The sequence below is a fragment of the Lonepinella sp. BR2271 genome (genome assembly GCF_051851515.1).
Taxonomy (GTDB): Bacteria; Pseudomonadota; Gammaproteobacteria; order Enterobacterales; family Pasteurellaceae; genus Lonepinella.
Window position 1 is genome coordinate 1 of record NZ_JBPDVF010000034.1, and the last position, 369, is coordinate 369.

Consider the following 369-nt stretch of genomic DNA (forward strand, 5'->3'; position numbering starts at 1 on the left):
GTTCCAGTTGTGTCGCCAGACGCATTGCTGGGTAGCTACATGCGGGAGAGATAAGTGCTGAAAGCATCTAAGCACGAAACTTGCCATAAGATGAGTCATCCCACTCTTTAAGAGTGTAAGGGTTGTTTAAGACTAAGACGTAGATAGGCTGGATGTGTAAGCGGTGCGAGCCGTTGAGCTAACCAGTACTAATTGCCCGAGAGGCTTAACTATACAACGCTCAAGTGGTTTTGGTTCAGATGACGGATGTCAGATGACAGAAGACAGTTGAAGTGCGTGAAATTAACTAACAGACAAAAAAGAAAAACTCAAAGACAGCTTGTTTCGTTCAGAGGACAGATAACAGAGGACAGAAGACAGAAATGTTTA

1 rRNA gene is annotated in these 369 nt (G+C 43.9%); it reads left to right on the forward strand.

What is annotated here, in order from left to right:
* A 23S ribosomal RNA gene (locus tag ACTG7X_RS11075) occupies positions 1–213 on the forward strand; the annotation flags it as partial.
* Positions 214–369 lie beyond the last annotated feature (156 nt).